The 17,454-nt window shown below is 71.0% G+C and carries 13 protein-coding genes; 6 read left to right on the plus strand and 7 right to left on the minus strand.

What is annotated here, in order from left to right; genetic code table 11:
- Positions 1-2: 2 nt before the first annotated feature.
- Both G472_RS36965 and G472_RS0109915 read right to left on the minus strand, forming a co-directional pair.
- Entirely contained in the window at positions 3-2,261 is a 2,259-nt protein-coding gene (locus G472_RS36965) for a glycosyltransferase family protein (protein ID WP_051340641.1), read from the minus strand.
- Between the two features lie 113 nt (positions 2,262-2,374).
- Positions 2,375-3,361, minus strand: a complete 987-nt coding sequence (locus G472_RS0109915; protein WP_051340642.1) for a calcium-binding protein — start codon at positions 3,359-3,361, stop codon at positions 2,375-2,377.
- Positions 3,362-3,604: 243 nt separating this feature from the next.
- Between G472_RS0109915 and G472_RS36970 the strand changes: the two genes are divergently transcribed.
- Positions 3,605-4,819: a calcium-binding protein gene (locus G472_RS36970; RefSeq protein ID WP_051340643.1), complete on the plus strand. Its 1,215-nt coding sequence runs from the start codon at positions 3,605-3,607 to the stop codon at positions 4,817-4,819.
- On the opposite strand, the gene G472_RS0109925 is transcribed toward G472_RS36970, so the two are convergent.
- From G472_RS0109925 to G472_RS0109940, 4 genes are all read right to left on the minus strand, one after another.
- Positions 4,810-5,880 (minus strand): tetratricopeptide repeat protein, encoded by a 1,071-nt coding sequence (locus G472_RS0109925; protein WP_029008268.1) that lies wholly within the window; start codon positions 5,878-5,880, stop codon positions 4,810-4,812. The two genes, G472_RS36970 and G472_RS0109925, sit on opposite strands and share 10 nt — an antisense overlap.
- Positions 5,881-5,889: 9 nt before the next feature.
- A complete protein-coding gene (locus tag G472_RS0109930) occupies positions 5,890-6,870 on the minus strand; it encodes a replication protein RepA (RefSeq protein ID WP_029008269.1) in 981 nt (326 codons plus the stop codon).
- An 871-nt stretch (positions 6,871-7,741) separates the two neighbouring features.
- Positions 7,742-8,632, minus strand: coding sequence for a hypothetical protein (locus G472_RS0109935; RefSeq protein WP_029008270.1), 891 nt, complete (start codon positions 8,630-8,632; stop codon positions 7,742-7,744).
- 15 nt (positions 8,633-8,647) lie between these two features.
- Positions 8,648-10,180, minus strand: coding sequence for a hypothetical protein (locus tag G472_RS0109940; RefSeq protein ID WP_029008271.1), 1,533 nt, complete (start codon positions 10,178-10,180; stop codon positions 8,648-8,650).
- A 153-nt stretch (positions 10,181-10,333) separates the two neighbouring features.
- Here G472_RS0109940 and G472_RS0109945 point away from each other — a divergent pair, with 153 nt between their 5' ends.
- From G472_RS0109945 to G472_RS0109965, 5 genes are all read left to right on the plus strand, one after another.
- On the plus strand, positions 10,334-11,203 hold the full coding sequence (locus G472_RS0109945; protein ID WP_169732799.1) for a sulfotransferase family protein: 870 nt from the start codon (positions 10,334-10,336) through the stop codon (positions 11,201-11,203).
- Entirely contained in the window at positions 11,200-12,045 is an 846-nt protein-coding gene (locus tag G472_RS32275) for a sulfotransferase family protein (RefSeq protein ID WP_051340644.1), read from the plus strand. Before G472_RS0109945 ends, G472_RS32275 begins: the two co-directional genes overlap by 4 nt.
- A 46-nt stretch (positions 12,046-12,091) precedes the next feature.
- Positions 12,092-12,817, plus strand: a complete 726-nt coding sequence (locus tag G472_RS0109955) for a hypothetical protein (RefSeq protein ID WP_029008273.1) — start codon at positions 12,092-12,094, stop codon at positions 12,815-12,817.
- Positions 12,818-12,821: 4 nt separating this feature from the next.
- Positions 12,822-14,471, plus strand: a complete 1,650-nt coding sequence (locus G472_RS0109960) for a glycosyltransferase family 9 protein (RefSeq protein WP_029008274.1) — start codon at positions 12,822-12,824, stop codon at positions 14,469-14,471.
- Positions 14,472-14,543: 72 nt separating this feature from the next.
- On the plus strand, positions 14,544-14,840 hold the full coding sequence (locus G472_RS0109965) for a hypothetical protein (RefSeq protein ID WP_029008275.1): 297 nt from the start codon (positions 14,544-14,546) through the stop codon (positions 14,838-14,840).
- 36 nt (positions 14,841-14,876) lie between these two features.
- Here the strand turns inward: G472_RS0109965 and G472_RS40550 are convergent, their stop codons facing one another.
- Positions 14,877-17,405, minus strand: coding sequence for a calcium-binding protein (locus tag G472_RS40550; RefSeq protein WP_029008276.1), 2,529 nt, complete (start codon positions 17,403-17,405; stop codon positions 14,877-14,879).
- Positions 17,406-17,454 lie beyond the last annotated feature (49 nt).

Genomic DNA, 17,454 nt, shown 5'->3' on the forward strand with positions numbered 1-17,454 from the left:
CCTTACGGCACGGCGGCGGGCCGGGGCGGCGGCGGCGCGGCGGCCATCACCGCTTCCATCAGATCGCTCCAGCGGCTGGCGTGAAGCCATTGATTGTACAGGCCGGCCGCGGTGCGGGTGTAGCCGGCGTGATGCTCGATCGAACGGCGCTCGTAATGGTACAGCTCCGCCCGGGGCACGTAGGCGATCTCGTGACCGACCGACCGCAGCTTCAGGCACAGGTCGGAATCCTCGAAATCGCCGACCACATAATCCTCGCTGAAGCCGCCCACGTCCTCGAACGCGCCCCGGCGGATCATCAGCGTCGCCGCGGTCACGCCGGGCACCGTCCGTGCCACCCCGGCCGCCGGGTAGTCGCGCGGCAGGCCCTTGAAGTAATGGTGGTTGTACCAGCGCCCCTGATAGTCCCGGTCGAAATAGAGCCCGGCGTGCTGGAGCGAGTCGTCGTCGAACAGCAGCTTCGGCCCGGCGGCGGCCACCTCCGGCCGGGCCGCCAGAACCGCCTGCAAAGGCACCGTCCAGCCCGGCGCCACGGGCAGCACGTCGGAGTTGACGAACACCAGCGTGCCGCCGCGCGCCACCACCGCGCCGGTGTTGCAGGCGGACGCGAAGCCGAAGTTCCCGCTCATCACGGCGAGACGGCAGGGCAGGCCGTAAAGCTGCTCCAGGCAGCGCAGGAAATGCTCCAGATCGCCCCTCTGTTCCGGCGAATCCAGGACGAACACCAGATCCACCCCCGCCATGGCCGGATCCGGGGCGAACGCCGCGTACTGGAAACGCAGATAGTCCAGGTTGCGGTACAGCGGGATGATGATCGACAGGTCCGGTGCGGCGGGCGGTGTGCCGAAGGCGACCACCTCCGGCGGACGCCAGGCGTCCTGTCGGGCGCGGTGCAGGGCGGCGACCGGCGACGCCAGCAGGCCGGCGATGGCCGGAAAGCTCAGCCGGTCTGCGGGCACCGCCGCCAGCACCGCGTCGCGCGCCGATCGGGCGTCAACAGGGGCAAGGGGCGGCACCGGGTGCAGAACGCCGCCCGAATGCAGCACCACCTCGACCCCGTACTGATGCACGGGAAAGCCGGCCCCCCCATCGGGCATGAAGACCGCGAAGCCCAACTCGCCCGACTCCACCGGGTGCGGGCTGTCGGCGTAGGCCGGCTCCACGTCCGGACGGGGAAAGGTCACCCGGTAACCGTCCAGCGCCCGCCGCGACCCGTCGGGGGCCACCATGACGATCCGGTCCACCGCGCCATAGGGATCGCGCAGCCATCCCTTGACGAACAGGCCGCCGGCGCCGTCGCCGACCGCCAGGTCGATGCCGACTCCGACGGGGTCGGCGGGGTTGCGCAGATCCCGCGCGGCGACCGCGGCGTAGAGCTGGGCGTCGCGCAGCAGCCCGGCGGCGGCCGGGTTGCCGGGCGCATCGGCCGCGAGGGTGCGGAACACATAGTCCCGCATGGCTCCGGACAGGGCGCCCGCGCGGTCCGTCAGCCCGTCCAGCAGCCGTTTCGGCGCGGACGGCGCAATGCGGCGGCAGCACACGCCGTGTTCGCCGAAGAACAGGAGCGCACGGGGCGGGCGGCCGGTGTCCCGGATGCCGACCATCAGGTCGAAGCGCTGCCCGCCACGGGACGGCCGCAGCATCGGGTCGAAGGGGTTGCGCCGGACGCGGCTGCCGCACACCGCGACGACCGCACGCACGGTCCCCACCGCCGCCGGCAGCTCACCCTGGCACAGCACCAGCCCCGGCGCCGCGAAGGGCATCGCGGCGGTCAGGCCGGGCGGCGGGAACACCCTGTCGAGCAGGGCGAGCAGTGCCCCGAGCAGGTCGGCGTCCTGCTGCACCCGAAGCATCGCCGGCCCCGAATCGAACAGGAGCTGCAGGGCCCGGGTGAGTTCACTCGGCGCCAGTCCCGCCAGCAGGCGGATCAGACCGGACAGGTCACCGGCGGGTGGCGCATCCACCCGTTCGGCCAACAGGTCCACCCCGTCGGCCCCGCGCAGCACAAGCGCGCCGCCGCCGGCCAGCAGGTCCGGTGCGCGCAGGAGGGCAAGCCGGCAATCCCCGCCGTCGGCGGTCGCAAGCCGCGTGACCAGCAGCGGGCGGGCCGGCGCCCGGCCATCCACCAGGATGCCGAGCGGACCGGCCGTACCCTCCGGGAGGATGGCAACCAGCGCGGCCAGGTCCGGTGACAGGCGGATGACATCGGTCCGGCACGCGGCGTGCCCCTGCGCAGCCGGCGACTCGGCGGAATCGGGCATTGATCGAAACACCATGACTGGTACGGCCGGCATGACAACGGAGAAGGGCCGTTCCCTCGTTCAAGGGAACGGCCCATCCGCCGCACAGCTCAGGAAACCGGCCGTGAGGACGGTTAGCCGATCTGGAAGTAGGTGTTCGGGTTGGCCCGCAGTTCGTCGATGGTCAGCCCGCCCTTCAGCGTCATGGTGACGCTGTCGGTGCCCAGGTTGAGAACGACGTTGCCGCTGGCGTCGGTGGACAGGCGCGACACCAGATCCGACACCTGGGTGATGTTCAGGCCGTTGATGTTCTGGGCGATCTGGACGCGGTCGCCGGCCGAGAAGTCGAGGATGAAGTCGTTGCCGCCGTTCGACGCGATCACGAAGGTGTCGTTGCCCAGGCCGCCGTACAGGTAGTCGTTGCCGCGCTGGCCGTGGATGACGTCGTTGCCCTGGCCACCGAAGACGGTGTCGCTGCCCTGGCCGCCGAACACGGTGTCGTCACCCTGGTTGCCGTACACCAGGTCGTTGCCGGCCTCGCCGTACAGCGCGTCGTTGCCGACCTGGCCGTAGAGCTGGTCGAAGCCGCCGCCACCGAAGATGCGGTCGGAGCCCTGGCCGCCGAACAGAACGTCGTCGCCACCCGCGGAATCGCCCTGCGCGCCGGGCAGGCCCGTGGTGCGGCTGTCGCCGTACAGCACGTCATCGCCGGACTCGCCGTAGACGAGGTCGTTGCCGACGCCCCCCTCGACCACGTCGTTGCCGACGCCGCCGTAGTTCAGGTCGTCACCCTCGCCGCCGTACAGCATGTCGTTGCCGGCGCCGCCGAACTGCGAGTCGTTGCCGGCGCCGCCCGTGATCATGTCCGTGCCGATGCCGCCGACCACCAGGTCGTCACCGGTGGAGCCGGCCACCGTGACCGTGTCGTTGGCAGTGGACTGGATCACCACCTTGTTGTTGGTCGGGGACAGTGTAACCGTCTGAGTCGGCGTCGTGATGGCCACCTTGGTCAACGACGTTTCCGAAAGGCTCCGCTGCGTCAGGATCGCCGAGATGACGTCCTTGTTGACCTGCGAGATGCTGGTGCTCGTGTCGATGATACCGCCCGGTACGGTGGCCATGGGATACTCCTTAAGCGCCGACGAATTTGTCTTGGTTCTACCCCATTCGGCGATAGCTGAAAAGTGGTAAGGCGGACGCGCCGGCGTGTTTTCCCTTTCCCAATCCTTCGGATGTGGCGGGGTTTCCACAGTTTTGCGGCAAGTGGTGACGCTCTTCGGGTGGCGGTGCTGTCTTCAGCGGTTGTTTACCGGCGCAGGGTTATGAGGGCCCGCCGAATCAGACCGTGACGGGGAGCGGAGAGGATGCCGACCACCAGCGTAGCCAACATTGCCGCCGTGGCGACCGGCACTCCGGCGGATCCGGATCTGATCATCAACGCCGGCACGATCGCCGCGCAGACGCTGGCGGCGGTAAACGGCTATTCCAGCCTGCGGGTGGACTCCAACGCTGCCCACGTCATCACGCTGCCGGCGGCCATCACGGCTCCCGGCAGCGTGTTCACGCTGACGGTGAACAGCACCATCGGCACCACCGTGACCGCCGCCGCCTTCACCAGCACCAACATCCGGCTGTTCGCGACCCTGGGAAGCGGCGACGATTCGGTGATGGGCGGCCCCGCCGACGACACCCTGATCGGCGGTGCCGGGCGGGACACGCTGGACGGCGGCAGCGGGGCAGGGGCCGATCTCCTCGACGGCGGCGCCGACAACGACATTCTGTTGGGCGGCACCGGCAATGACACGCTCTACGGCGGGCAGGGTGCCGACGTGCTGCACGGAAATCGCGGCCGTGACCTGCTGTACGGAGACGACGATTCCGACACGCTCTATGGCGGGCAGGGGGACGACACCCTGTGGGGCGGTGCCGGCAACGACCTCCTCTACGGGCTGGCGGACAACGACGTCCTCTATGGTGGAAGCGGGGCCGACACGCTGTACGGCGGGCTCGGCGTCGACGTGCTGTACGGTGGCGACGACCGCGACGTGCTGTGGGGCGAGATGGATTTCGACACGCTCTACGGCGGCGGCGGCGACGACGTTCTCTTCGGCAACCAGGCCAACGACGTGCTGTTCGGCGAGGAGGGGAACGACACTCTGTTCGGCGGGCAGGACAGCGATACGCTGGACGGCGGCGACGGCGAGGATGTGCTGTACGGCAACCGCGGCAACGATGTGCTGGTCGGCGCGGCGGGCAACGACACGCTGTTCGGCGGGCAGGGGGACGACGTCCTGTGGGGCGGGGCGGGCAACGACCTGCTGCAGGGCGGCATGGGCAACGACACGATCGCCGGCGGCGACGGCGCCGACCGCTTCGTGGTCGGCCGCGGTCATGGTGATGACACCATCCTCGACTTCAATGCGGCCCAGGGCGATCGCCTGCTGGTGGCGGCCGGAACCCTCCACACCGTCGAAGCGGTGGCCGGCGGCGCCGTCGTGCGCTTCTTCGGCGGCGGCTCCGTGACGCTGACCGGCGCCGCGCCCTCGGCGGTCGACACCGGCTGGTTCAGCTACTTCTGAAGCGGGGTCGCGCCGCCCGCCAGGGCGGCGGCCTCGTCGAGCAGCCGACGGTAGGCCACCTGCACCGCAAGATGGGGGTCATGGTCGGCCGCCATGCGCCGGCACTCGGCGCGGGCCTCGGCTTCGCGCCCCAGCCGCACCAGCGAACGGGCCAGCACCACGGCGGCTTCCACGTCGCCGGGATTGCAGCGCCGGGCGTCGCGCGCATGGACGTAGGCCTCGTCCGGCCGGCCGGTGTCCAGCAGCGCCCGCGCCATGGCCACCCGGTGGTAGGCAAGGTCCGCCCCCTCGGGCACGCCGGAATCGGCGCCGGCCAGGATGTCCAGCGCCTCGGCGGGGCCGGCGGCGATGGACGCGGCGTACAGCGCCTCGACCAGGCCGGGACGGTCGATCAGCGTTCCCGCGACGGGGCCGCCGACCCCGAAGGCGGGTTCGGCCATGACGGCCTCCAGGAACGGGCGCAGGCCGAACCGGGCGTGGACGAACGGCGCGATGGTGTGGAAGGCGTTGCGCACGCCCACCGTCACGGTGCGCGGGCGATGGCGCACGGCGGCAGCGCAGACCATGTCGGCCAGGAACTTCTCGCCGGCCCACAGCACGGTCGGGGTGGCGGTGGCGGCCAGCACCTCGGTGAGGAGGGGCCCGTCGACCGGCCGGTTCTCGCGGGTGCGCATCAGCGCCCCGTCGGCAATGTTCAGGATCGTCTCGGTGGCCAGCCCGATGGCAAGGTCGGCCTCCATCAGGCAGCCGTAGAGGACGGCCGCATAGGCCCCCATGGAGTTGCCGTAGGACACCACGCGCCCGCCGCGGCGGCGGTAGCGGGTGGCCAGGTCCCGGAAGAAGCCGGCGCTCTCCCGCCAGTGCGCCCCGACGCCCGGCACCTCGGAAACGTAGTACCCGTTGTCGGGGCAGTTGACGAAGGCGATCGAGAACGCGATCCCCTCCAGCACCTGGAACCCGTCGAAGCGGCCGGGTTCGGTGTTGGCCCCGCAGAACAGGACCAGCAGGTCGTCCGTATCGGGGTTCTCGCGCAGGTGAAAGAAGGACCCTTCGGTGCTCATCGGCGGCGGTCAGCCCGCCGTTCGGACCGGGCGCAGCAGCACCTGGTGCTTGTTGGAGGGCACGGCGGGGGGCGACGGGCGCAGCACCAGCCCCTTGGCGGTGGGCTCGACGTTGGCGTCGGGATAGACCGACAGCACGTCCTTCAGCGCCTCCTTCAGGCGGAAGGCGAGGACCCGGTGCTCGCTGACCGAGCCGAAATGCTGCGACAGGGCGTGCCAGGGCACTACGGTCTGCTTGTCCAGCCGGTGCAGGCGGTGGACCAGCCAGACATAGGCGTCCAGCGCCAGGGCGGAGTTCTTCAGCTTGGCGATGGCGTGCTCGTCCAGGGGAACGGCGTGCTCCATCAGGTGGTCGAAGAAGCTCTGGGTCAGGCGGACGTAGCGGGCCCATTCGCCGCCGGTGCGGAACAGGTCGGGCGCATCATGGTCGTCGCGCCACAGCTTGATGCCGTCGATCAGGCGCTGGTCGGAGATCTCGGCGGTGGAGCTGCCGGTGGTGGTGCGCAGGGTGAACTCGCACCGCGCGATGCGCATGACCTGCTCGCGCACGGGCTTGTAGTTGCCCCGCTCGCCGCCGGTCGGCGCCAGACCCAGGCGGCGCAGCCAGGCGCTCATGCTCGGGCCCAGGTCGATGGCGGGCTTGCGCGTCTTGCGCGCCTCGGTCTGCAGGTAGATCATGATCAGGCGCGCCTTGGCGCCGTAGGGCACCCCCACCTCAACCACGGTTCCGTCGCGCAACGGCAGGATGCCGGGCCGGACCACGAGCTGGTACTTGCCGTTGTTGCGCACCCAGGGCGCGGTCTCGTCCTTGGGCTTGCGGTGGGGAAGCGACGCCTGGCAGAAGCCGGCGTGCAGATAGCCGATGGCGTCGACCTCGCTGCTCAACGCCTCGTGCGCCATGATCACCCGACGCCGTTCCTTGGGGTCGCTGGTGCGCGCCATGACGGCGTCCAGGCCCTCCAGGGTCAGCTGCTCGTGGATCTTGGCCATCGCCACCTCCGTCGCGGAACCGTCATCGTTCATTCGACAGCTAGAACACAAAATATGGCGCGGTGGCCAGGGGCAACCACACCATACTTCGCTGAGTTTGCAACATCCGCTGCGGATTCCGTTGCAACTTCAGCGACCGCGCCGGGCTGTCGCCGCCGGGCCGCCCCGATCCCGGCCCCGGAGCGTTGCGATTTCAGCGTGGCATCGCCGCCGGACCTGCCGATGTATCAACTTCAGCGCCCCGTCGCGGCCGCACGGCACCGCCCGACGCACCGGTCCGTTGCGGATCCACAGCCGGTCCGGCTTATCCACGCAGATTCCGCAACAATCGCGAATCAGGTCGCGCTGATGTTGCAACAGGGGGAACGCTGAATTGGAAACGCGGCAAGTCCAATTCACGCTGAAGTCGCAACCGAAATGCCACTTATCCACGCTGAACTTGAATCCATTTCCTATATGAATCCCGATATAACTACCGAATAGATTCGGCGCGGGTGTTCGCGACCCCTGCCGACTCGCCTTCACCTGCTGCCGCCGCAACGGTGACCATCACCGGTTTGACGGCCGGAACGGCGACACTACGCTGATTTTGATACAGACCGCCCTGCGAATGGCGCAAACCATGGCTCCGCGCCGGTCCCTCGACGCCCCCGGAACGCTGAAGTTGATACGGCTGTAAGCCGCGGTCCCGACTCGCGGCACCACGCTGATTTTGAAACATCGGGCGACTCGGCACCGGTTCCGGCCGACTCCCTGGACTCCTGCGGACTCGGGACGCTGATTTTGAAACATCCCCGCCACCGTGCGACTCGCGGGCGACCGGCAAAGCCGGCGTTACCAATTCAGCGTGACCGACTCGGCCATGTCCGTGTCAGCGGCGGCCCACCCATGTCGGCTCCCGCACCGCGTCCGGTCGCGCCAGCCAATTGCCGAGATAGCGGTTGTTGCGATGCCGGATCTCCAGGAATCCCGCCGAGTCGGGAGCCGGCTTGTAGATGCGGAAGGTCTTCAGCATGCCCAGCGTCGCCGCACTCTCCAGCGGCCCGGCGAACGAGGTGTCGCGGTCGAGGAAATGGGGCTGCTCCGCCCACCGCCGCATCTGCGCCTCGCTGAGAATGAAACAGCCGGCATGCGGGTTGTTGGGACGCCATAGGGTGACCGGCGCCCCCATGACCCGCCCCGTCAGGCGGGACCGGTCCCGCACGTCCTGCCAGCGGCCGGCGAAGGCGGGATCAACGTGACCGTCGATGTAGAGCTTCTCCGGACTGTCGGGCAGCACCTCGAACCGGTTAGGCAGCAACAGTGCCTCCGGCCCGACCAGGCCGAGGAACCAGGCCAGCTTGACGAGGAAGGCCGCATCCTCGACGACCAGATCATCCTCCAGATAGGCGAACCAGTCGTACGCGCCGATCCCTTCCGCCAGCGCGGCGTGGCATTCGAAGCCCAGCGCCAGCGGCTCGACCGTGGTCGCCCGCCGCCGCCAGGTGTCCGGCGGCAACCGCAGCCGTGCGAGGTCGTGATGCTCCCCGGTGGTGACGACGACCACGTCCAGCACCGAGTCATCCGCCCGATTCGTCCGGATGCGCACGTTGGCCCGGCGGTTCAGCAGCAGCGACTGCCGCGGCCCCAGGCAGCGGTGCAGGGCTGCGATGGTCTCCTGCAACGCCGCGCCGCGTTCGGTGCCGTCAGTGCCGGCGGCGGTGGACCCGTAATAGCCGGAGCCCGGCCGGACGTAATGGGGAATGGCGACGAGAATGCGCATGTCCGTCCTCTCCGTTCAGTCCAGCCGGACCAGGCCTCGGCCGTCGACCCGCTCGCGGTAGGCAGCGACCACCGAATCGTCGAAGCGCGGTGCCGGCTCCCAGTCGTCGTACGCGTACACCGGGCGCCCGAACGGGCGCAGCGTCGCCAGGAACTCCTCCCAGCTCTGGCCACCGCGAAAGCGTACGCGGGGGTGCGTCACCGCCACGTCGGGGCGCAGGAAGAACACCTCCGGACGGCCGAAGCCGAAGATGTAGACGCTGCCCTCCGGCAGCGCCGCAAAGCGCTCGGCCAGGGCGGCGCGGACCACCGGATAGGGCGTGCCCCCGGCCCGCACGAAGTCGGCGGTGGGCAGGGCCACGTTGTGCAGCCACGACAGGATGCCCAGCCCCAGCGCCGCGCCGGTCAGCACCCGGGCGGCCCGTCCCTGCCGGCGCAGCACCCGCCAGAACAGCCACAGGGCGATGGGGACCAGACCGGTGGCCAGGAAACGCAGGTCGAACGCCTCGAAGTACTGGCGTGCCCGCAGCCCGTACAGGGCGGCCAGATAGACCAGTCCGGACACCGCCGCCCAACCGGTGAAGCGGTCGACGAAGGGGTCCAGCACCGGCCATTCCCGGCGGTCGCGCCGCCCGGCGACCACCACCGCCAGCACCGGCACGCCGACAAACAGCAGGGTCAGGAGCACGCCCCGCAGGCTCTCCGGCCCGGCGGTCTGCATCACCGGGTTGACCACCACCCAGACGCTGCGGGCCATGGCCAGGGCCAGATCCTCCGGCGGGACCCGGTTGGGAACGCGCAGGGTGCCGGTCCACAGACCGGTCTGCACCTGATTGTGCCACAGGTAGAGCAGGGCCAGTCCCCCCGCCACCGCGAAGCAGACGGTGAGAGCCGCGGCGATCCGCCGGCGCCCCCACCAGGTGGCGCGCAGCACGGCCAGACCGCCGATCAGGAAGGCGTAGGCGCCGATGTAGCGCAGCAGGAACAGGGCCAGCGCGGCGGCGGCGGCGGCGGCGGCGAGCCGCCACGGCCGGTCGCTGTCGTCCAGCGCCGCCAGCAGGGCGAAGAACAGGAACTGCACCGGCAGGAACGGCGCCTCGGCCAGGCTCCAGGCGTGCATGCTCCACACCGTGGCGAACAGGTAGAGCGCGGCGGGCGCCACGGCGTGGCGGCCGAACACCCGGTGCAGCATGAGCAGGCCGGCGGCGATGGCGGCGATGTTGACCAGCTTGGACGCCCAGAACACGTCGGCCGGTGTCAGAGCCGACACCGCGGCGATCAGCACGGGATAACCGACGGGCCACACGGCGAAATAGGGGAACGGCGTGTCGCCGCGGTCGATGGCGCTCTTGAACACGCCGGCGCCGAAGCCGCGCCCCTCCTCCAGGAAGGCGGCCAGGCGCAGGTACAGGGTGCTGTCGATGTTCAGCAGGCCGATCGGGCTGGTCCAGCTCGCCGCCAGCACCCCCGCGGCGGCCAGCACGAAGATGGCGGCCAGCACGGCGATGACGAGCGGGGAGGATGGCTGCGGGTTGGCGGGACGGGGCATGCGGGCGGGTCCGGGTCGCGGGGGTCCCGCCCTACATGCCCGAACCTACGCTGATTTCGCAACACCGCGACCACCCAAAGACGTTGCGCCGGCCGCGCCGCCTCTGGCATCAATATCCATCTTTGGAACGCAGTACAGACGGGATTTCACACGGTGATCCGACCTTCCGCATTGTTGCTGCCCACGTCCTTCGGGCAATGCGTCGCCCATGCCCTGGGCCGTGACGGGCTCTGCCGTCCCGTGGTGATCGGCGCCACCGGCGGGTCCGGAACGCGGGCGGTGCGCGCCGTGCTGGAGCGGGCGGGCGTGTTCATGGGGGCCAACGTCAACAACGTCGGCGACGCCATGGATTATGAACCGCTGCTCGACGACCTGATCAACCGGATCCTGGAGGAGTCCCACGCCACCGATTACGAGGTGGGCCGCCTGTCGCCGCGCCTGCGGGAACCGGCGATCCGCCGGCTGGCCGCGCAGATCCGCGTGTACCTGAAGGACCGTCCGCGGGCGGCCGGGCGGTGGGGGTGGAAGAACCCGCGCTCCATGTACATCCTGCCGCTGATCCACGCGGTGTTCCCGCAGATGCACTTCGTCCACGTGGTGCGTGACGGCCGCGACATGGCGGTGTCGACCAACCAGTGGCAGTTCCGCAAGCACTACCATGCCATGTTCCGGCGCACCGCAGCGGAGGACGAGGTGCCGGTGGCCTCGTGCGCCCTGTGGGGCCGCGCCAACCTGGGCGTGGCCGACTGGGGCGAGCGGGTGATGGGGCGGCGCTACATCCGCATCCGCCTGGAGGATCTCTGCGCCCGGCCGCTGGAGACGGTGACCGGTCTGCTGGACGGGCTCGGCCTCGACACGGCGGCGGCCGGTCCGGCCAGTGCCCTGGTGGAATCCCCGCCCTCCCTGTACCGCTGGCAGCGCCTGCTCGACGACGCCACCGTGCGGGCGCTGGAGGAGGTCAGCGGCGACGCCCTGCGCCGCTTCGGCTATCTCGGCACCGAAGCGCCGGCCGCCGCGGCGTGACCACGGCGGCCAAGCCCCCGGCGAACCGGGCCCTGGTGGTGCTGGGCATGCACCGCAGCGGCACCTCGGCGCTGGCCGGCACCTTCCACAAGCTGGGGCTCGACTTCGGCAGCAACCTGATGCCGCCGGAGGAAGGCTCGAACGAGCTGGGCTTCTGGGAGCACAACTCCATCGTGCCCATCCACGAGCGCATCCTGCGCGCGCTGGGGTCCCACTGGAGCGACCCGGCGCCGCTGCCGGAAGGGTGGACCGACCGGCCGGAGGTGCGGGGCCTGGCGCGCGAGATCGTCGCGGTGCTGCGCCACGATTTCGACCGGCCCGGCGACTGGGGCATGAAGGACCCCCGCATGTGCCGGCTGCTGCCGCTGTGGATGCCGCTGTTCGCCGAGGTCGGGGCCCGGCCGGTCTTCGTCTTCATCGGCCGCCATCCCTACGAGGTGGCGCAGTCGCTGAGCCGGCGCGACGGCTTGCCGCTGGACCGGTCGTACGAGCTGTGGTACCGCCACATGGCCGAGGCGGACGCGGTCACCCGCGGTTTCCCGCGCGTCTTCCTGCGCTACGCGGACCTGCTGGCCGACTGGCGCGGCTGCGTCGGCGGGGCGCTGGACCGGCTCGGCTTCGCGTCGCTGCGCGCCGCCATGGACGGCCCGGCGGGGGCGGAGGTGGACGCCTTCCTGACGCCGGACCTGCGCCACAACGCAGCCGACGAGGCGCGTTTCCGGGCCGAGGCGCCGGCCCCCGTGCAGGCGATGCACGACCGGCTGTCGGCACCCGGCTTCGCGGCCGGCCGCGGCAGCGGGGGATGGCTCGCCCGCCTGAAGTCCGTTCTGCGCCGCGCCTGACCGGCGGCGGCGAACCCGTCCGTTCGCAATTCAGCGTGGAGTCCCGATGGAACCGGCCCGCACCCTGCTCGTCCTCGCCGCATCGCCGGCCGATGCCGTCGGCCTGGAGGCGCTTGCCGCCGAGGCGCGCCCCGGCATTCCCTGGAACACGCTGCACCTGACCGCAACGCCATCGGCGGAGGCCGTGCGGCGGGCCGACCTGGCCGTTCTGGTCCCCGGGTTCGCTGAAGACGCAACGCCGGCGGCGGCGAAGCTGTTGCGCGCCGACGCGGCGCTGCCGCCGGCGGCGCTTTACCGGCCGCTGCCGGAGGCGCCGAGCCGCCGGCTGGACCGCATCCTGGTGGTGGCCGGCGAGGCCCTGCCGGACCTCGGCGCGGCGGCCGCCCGCGCCCTGGCGGGGCGGGCACCGGTGACGCTGGCGGCGCCGACCGCGGCGCTGTTCCTGGCCCTGCCCGACCCGGAGGGCATCACCGTGCGCGTCGCAGCGGGCGATGCCGCGTGGCTGGACCTGGTGGCGCAGCACGACCTGGTGGTCACGGCGGACGCTGAAGTCGCAACGCTGGCCAACGCCATGCTGAAGCCGGCGGTTCTGGCGGGGGGGCGCGGCGACGGCGGGCCCTTCGTGTTCGCGGCCGAACCGGACGCCGTGGCCGACGTGGTGGCGCGTTACGATGCGGCCGCGTCCCTGCCCGATCTGGTGAACTGGAAGCGCGCCGGCCGGGCCGACTGGGTGGCGGCGCTGGACGGCGCGCTGACGGCGCGGGGGCTGTGAGGCGATGCTGACGATCCTCTCCACGCGGGGAACCGCGCCCGACGGTGCGCGCAGCGCCGTTCACAGCGGCAACATGGGCGATGTGCTGTACGCGCTGCCGGCCCTGGCGGCGGCCGGCGTGGAGCGGGTGATCCTCAACGTCTGCAGCGATCCCGGCATCGGCGGCCGGGTGATGAGCGCGGCCATGGCGGAGTTCCTGGCACCGCTGCTGCTGGCCCAGCCGGGCATACGCCGCGTCGACGTGGCGGAGGTGCCGGTGCGCCTCGCCCCCGGATTCGGCGAGCGGGCGCGCCGCGAGGTGCTGAGCCGCGGTCTGCCGCTGGAGCATGTGCCGGCGGAGGCGCTGGGCGTCGACCTGGTGCTCGACCGTTTCCGCCTGGAGCCCCTGGAGCGCCTGCACCTGGTGGAGGCGCACGCCCGCGCCGCCGGCGTGCGGGCCGATGGCGCACGTCCGTTCGTGCATCTGCCGGATGCGGTGGACGAACCGGGGCGTGATGCACCGATCGTGCTGTCCCTGACGCCGCGCTACCGCCACCAGCCGGCTGAGTTCTTCGCCGACCTGCTGCGGGGCCTGGGCCCGGTGGTCATGGTGGGATTGCCCGATGACGCCCCCGTCTACGCCGGCATCGAGGGCACGATGGTCACCGCCGCGGACGGGCTGGAGCTGGCGCGGCTGATCGCCGGGGCGCGCGCCTTCGTCGGTGCCCCGTCCATGCCCTATGCCCTGGCGGAGGGGCTGAAGGTGCCGCGGCTGGTGGACGTTCCGGGTTTCCCCGCCAACGCCTTTCCCCTGGGGCCGCGCGGCTGGGTGCTGCCGGCCCGGCCCCGGGCGGCACGCCGCCTGCTGGAGGCGGTGCTGGAGGGCGACGGGGCGGCGGTCGCCGTGGCGCGGGGTGCGGCGGCCGGCGTGCACCTGGCGCCGCAGGCTCCCGGACAGGATCGGGTCAAGACGTACGTACGCGTCGGCGATGCGTACGCCGAGCCGCCGGCGGCGGTGTCCGCGCTGGCCCTGTCGCCGGCACCGCAGCGGATTGACCTGGCGTTGCCGCCGCTGTCCGCGGCGCCGCGCGGCGTGCGTTTCGACTTCGGCGAACGGCCGGGCGTGCTGGACGTGGTGTCCCTGCGCATCCTCGACGGGGCCGGGCGCGAGGTGTGGCGGCTGGCGGCGGACCGGGCGACCCTGGAACGGCAGCCGCGCGGTGCGCTGCACCTGCTGGAGGGGCCGGCGGGCCGGCTGGCCTGGCTGAACGTGGACGGGCAGGGATGGATCGAGCTGCCGCTGGATGAAGCGGCCCTGATGCCGTTGCGCGGTGGCGGGCGGATCATCGCCGATCTGCGCGTGTACACGCCTGATGAGGCCGTGCGCTTCAGCGCCCGGGCATCCGCCACGGCCGCGCAGATGATCGAAGGAGCGCGTCACGCCGTGGCCGCGGCCGAGGAGGTGCGCGACCGGGCGATGGCGGATGCCGACACCGCACGGGCCGCTTTTGCCGCCACCCTGGCGGAGCGGGACGCGGCGTTGAGCGAACTGCATCGGCGGACCGGAGAGCGCGACGCCCTGCGGGCAGCCCTGGACGGGGTCTACGCATCCACCTCCTGGCGGGCATCCGCGCCCCTGCGCCTGGCCAGCCGGTTGTTGCGGCGCGGGCGTTAGCGCCTAATCTCTTTTCGTCGGCGTCCGTTCGCGGTAAATCAGGAGCGCCGAACCTTTTCGAGGACGAGAATCATGGCTGAAGGTACCGTGGACTACTACGCGATGGTCGAAGAGGCGTGGCAGCTCAGCGACACCGCCAGGGACTACGTGAAGAACGCCGGGCGCGACGTCGACAATGCCGAGCTGTGGGAGAAGATCTTCGCCCCCTCGCCGCTGGTGGATCACGAGCGCACCCAGCGCGAAGGTGGCCAGCCCATGCAGAAGATCTTCTTCAAGAACCCTTACGGACTCTACTACCGTCCCGACCACAAGGATTGGATCCCCTTCCGCCACGGCCAGCTCGACCCGGCCTATCTCCAGGCGGTATGAGTCCCGTTGGGCTGAGCCTCCCGGCCGGCGGGGGGCTCAGCCCGCCAGAATCCATCCGTCCGAAACCTGGACGGGGGCGATGCCCTGAAGGGTGACGGAATGGCCGCCCGGCAGCGCCAGCACGGCGTTGCCGCGCCCGTCGGCAACCACGGACCAGCCGACCCCCGGTGACAGCACGATCCGGTCGCCCTCGAAGGGGTTGAAGTCGGCGATCACGTCGCGGCCGGCTCCGCCGCCGATGACGAACCGGTCGGCACCGGCGCCGCCCCACAGGGTGTCGTCGCCGCGGTTGCCGTGCAGTTCGTCATTGCCGATGCCACCGTACAGCACGTCGGCGTTCAGCCCCCCGAACAGGGTGTCGTCGCCGGCGCCGCCGAACAGGGTGTCCGACCCGCGATTGCCGTACAGCACGTCGTGGTCCAGGTTGCCGTACAGCGCATCGTCGCCGGATCCGCCGAACAGCGTGTCGTTGCCGCGGTTGCCCATCAGCCGGTCGCCATCGGCGTTGCCGTAGAGCACGTCGTCGCCGGCCCCGCCGGAAAGCTGATCGCGGCCATAGCCGCCGTACATCGTGTCGTTGCCGGTGTTGCCGAACATGGTGTCGGCGCCGTCCTCGCCCCACAGCACGTTGTCGGCGCCGTCGCCGTACACCCGGTCGCCGTGGTAGGTGCCGACGGCGTTGCGCGCGTAGGGGATCGACTGCACGGCTCCCGCCGCGTTGGCGACCGTCTGCGCCCCGAGGTTGATCACCACCCCTTCCGGCGCCGCGGCACCGCCGCGTGCCCACGCCTGAGCGATGTCACCGGCCATGGCCGCCCGCGCGCTGTCGGAGCCGAGATTGAAATCCAGGGCGGTCAGGGCGTAACTGCCGGCGATCCCCGTCAGCTCGATGGCGAAGTCGGCGTCGGGATTGTTGTCGACGTTGCCTTCGATGACGATGTTGTTGCCCTCTTCGACCCAGCGGACCTGGCCCGCGGCGGTGAACGGCGCCTGGCCGATGAAGACGAACCCCTGCTTGCCGGGGGTGAGCACCTGTGCGTCGATCTCCGACAGGTCGATGATGTCGCGCTGGGTGTGGGCGGCGGCGCCGCGGAAATCGACGACCTGTTGGCCGGGGATGAGCTGCGCGGTCGCCCCGCCGACCGACGAGAAGAGCACCGTGTGGGTGCCGTTCTCGAACCGCTCCTGCAGGTTGCCGCGGAAATCGGTGATGCGGTCGCGCGCGTCCGGCCGCGACTCCGCGATGTCGGCGATGGAGAACGTGTCCGATCCGGTGCCGCCGGTGAGCACGTCGGGACCGGCGCCTCCGGCGATCCAGTCGTTTCCGGCGCCGCCGTCGATGATGTCCGCGTGGGTGCCGTCGCGGGCCAGCGCGGCGTTGGCGCCGGAGCGGTAACGGTCGGTGTAGTAGTCGCCGAACAGGACGTCGTCGCCGGCCCCGCCCAGGATGACGTCGGCGCCGAGCGAGCCCAGGATGGTGTCGCGCCCCGCGCCGCCGTCCAGATGGTCGTCGCCGCCGCCGCCGTCCATGTAGTCGTTGCCGGTGCCGCCCATGAGGATGTCGGGGTTGGCCGCCCCGATGGGGTCGCCCGACAGCACGTCGTCGCCGGCCCCGCCCACCAGCACGTCCGCCCCGCCGCCGCCCCACAGGGTGTCGTTGCCGTCGCCGCCGTTCATGTTGTCGGGCAGCGCGGTGCCGACCAGGCTGTCGTTGCCGGGGGTGCCTGTGGTGGTGAGGGCCAGGTCGTTCAGCCCGAGGTCGCGCAGGATGGCGATGTCGAGGGCGGTGAGGTCGAGGCGGGTGCCCGTCTGCGCCGCCGCACTGAACAACCCGCCGAGCGACCCGATGTCGGCCCGGTAATGGTAGATGTTGCCGTCGACCAGCGGGATGGGCTGGCCGTACACCATGGTGGCGGCCGGACCGATGAAATAGGGCAGCGGGTTGGGCTGTGCGCCGTCGTAGAGGGTCCAGCGGTCGAACACGCTCATGGTGCGGTCGATGGCGCCGGTGAGCGGATCCCGCCACCCCGTCAGCCCGAGGCCGTGCGCCAGCTCGTGCCGGGCCACGTCGAAGAAGTCGTACAGGTCGTCCGGAACCAGCGGTTCGTAGATGGGGTTGCGGTCGCGGGGTGCGGGGTCGAAGTAGAACCACCCGCCGGCGATGGCCTGCGTGTTGATGGTGATGATGATGTCCGGTTCGGTGCCGTTTGCGTCCACCCCGGTGGTGATCTCGTAGGCGGCGGTCGCCTGATGGACGTTGTAGACGGTGCCCGCCGCCTGCTTCAGCCAGGTGGCCGGGTCGGCGGGCGGGACCGGGCCGTTTTTCAGCAGCATGTCGCGAAGCTGCGTGTACTGGCGGACCATCACCGTGCCGCCGGGCCCGCCCTCGGCAAGGACGGTTTCCCCGAGATCCTCGGCCTTGACCAGGATATCGAGCGTGGCGTTCGTCACGTAGAAGCGGCCCAGGCTCTCCACCGCCGCCTTCAGCCCGATCTCGATGTTCGGCAGCGCCGCCGCGATGGCGGCGGTGGAGTCGTCGAAGGTGATGGTGCTCTGCAACGCCATGGGGCCTTTCCCGCCCCGCGCCGCCGGCGGCTGGCCGGGGGCGCGGGTT

The sequence above is a fragment of the Azospirillum halopraeferens DSM 3675 genome (assembly GCF_000429625.1).
Classification (GTDB): Bacteria; Pseudomonadota; Alphaproteobacteria; order Azospirillales; family Azospirillaceae; genus Azospirillum; species Azospirillum halopraeferens.

What these genes read in the sequence shown, in the direction of transcription:
- G472_RS0109940 (WP_029008271.1), bottom strand. Translation starts at nt 10,180, where the DNA reads ATGCCCCGTCCCGCCAACCCGCAGCCATCCTCCCCGCTCGTCATCGCC.
- G472_RS0109955 (WP_029008273.1), top strand. Translation starts at nt 12,092, where the DNA reads ATGGAACCGGCCCGCACCCTGCTCGTCCTCGCCGCATCGCCGGCCGAT.
- G472_RS0109915 (WP_051340642.1), bottom strand. Translation starts at nt 3,361, where the DNA reads ATGGCCACCGTACCGGGCGGTATCATCGACACGAGCACCAGCATCTCG.
- G472_RS0109960 (WP_029008274.1), top strand. Translation starts at nt 12,822, where the DNA reads ATGCTGACGATCCTCTCCACGCGGGGAACCGCGCCCGACGGTGCGCGC.
- G472_RS0109930 (WP_029008269.1), bottom strand. Translation starts at nt 6,870, where the DNA reads ATGGCCAAGATCCACGAGCAGCTGACCCTGGAGGGCCTGGACGCCGTC.
- G472_RS40550 (WP_029008276.1), bottom strand. Translation starts at nt 17,405, where the DNA reads ATGGCGTTGCAGAGCACCATCACCTTCGACGACTCCACCGCCGCCATC.
- G472_RS0109925 (WP_029008268.1), bottom strand. Translation starts at nt 5,880, where the DNA reads ATGAGCACCGAAGGGTCCTTCTTTCACCTGCGCGAGAACCCCGATACG.
- G472_RS0109935 (WP_029008270.1), bottom strand. Translation starts at nt 8,632, where the DNA reads ATGCGCATTCTCGTCGCCATTCCCCATTACGTCCGGCCGGGCTCCGGC.
- G472_RS0109965 (WP_029008275.1), top strand. Translation starts at nt 14,544, where the DNA reads ATGGCTGAAGGTACCGTGGACTACTACGCGATGGTCGAAGAGGCGTGG.
- G472_RS36965 (WP_051340641.1), bottom strand. Translation starts at nt 2,261, where the DNA reads ATGCCCGATTCCGCCGAGTCGCCGGCTGCGCAGGGGCACGCCGCGTGC.
- G472_RS36970 (WP_051340643.1), top strand. Translation starts at nt 3,605, where the DNA reads ATGCCGACCACCAGCGTAGCCAACATTGCCGCCGTGGCGACCGGCACT.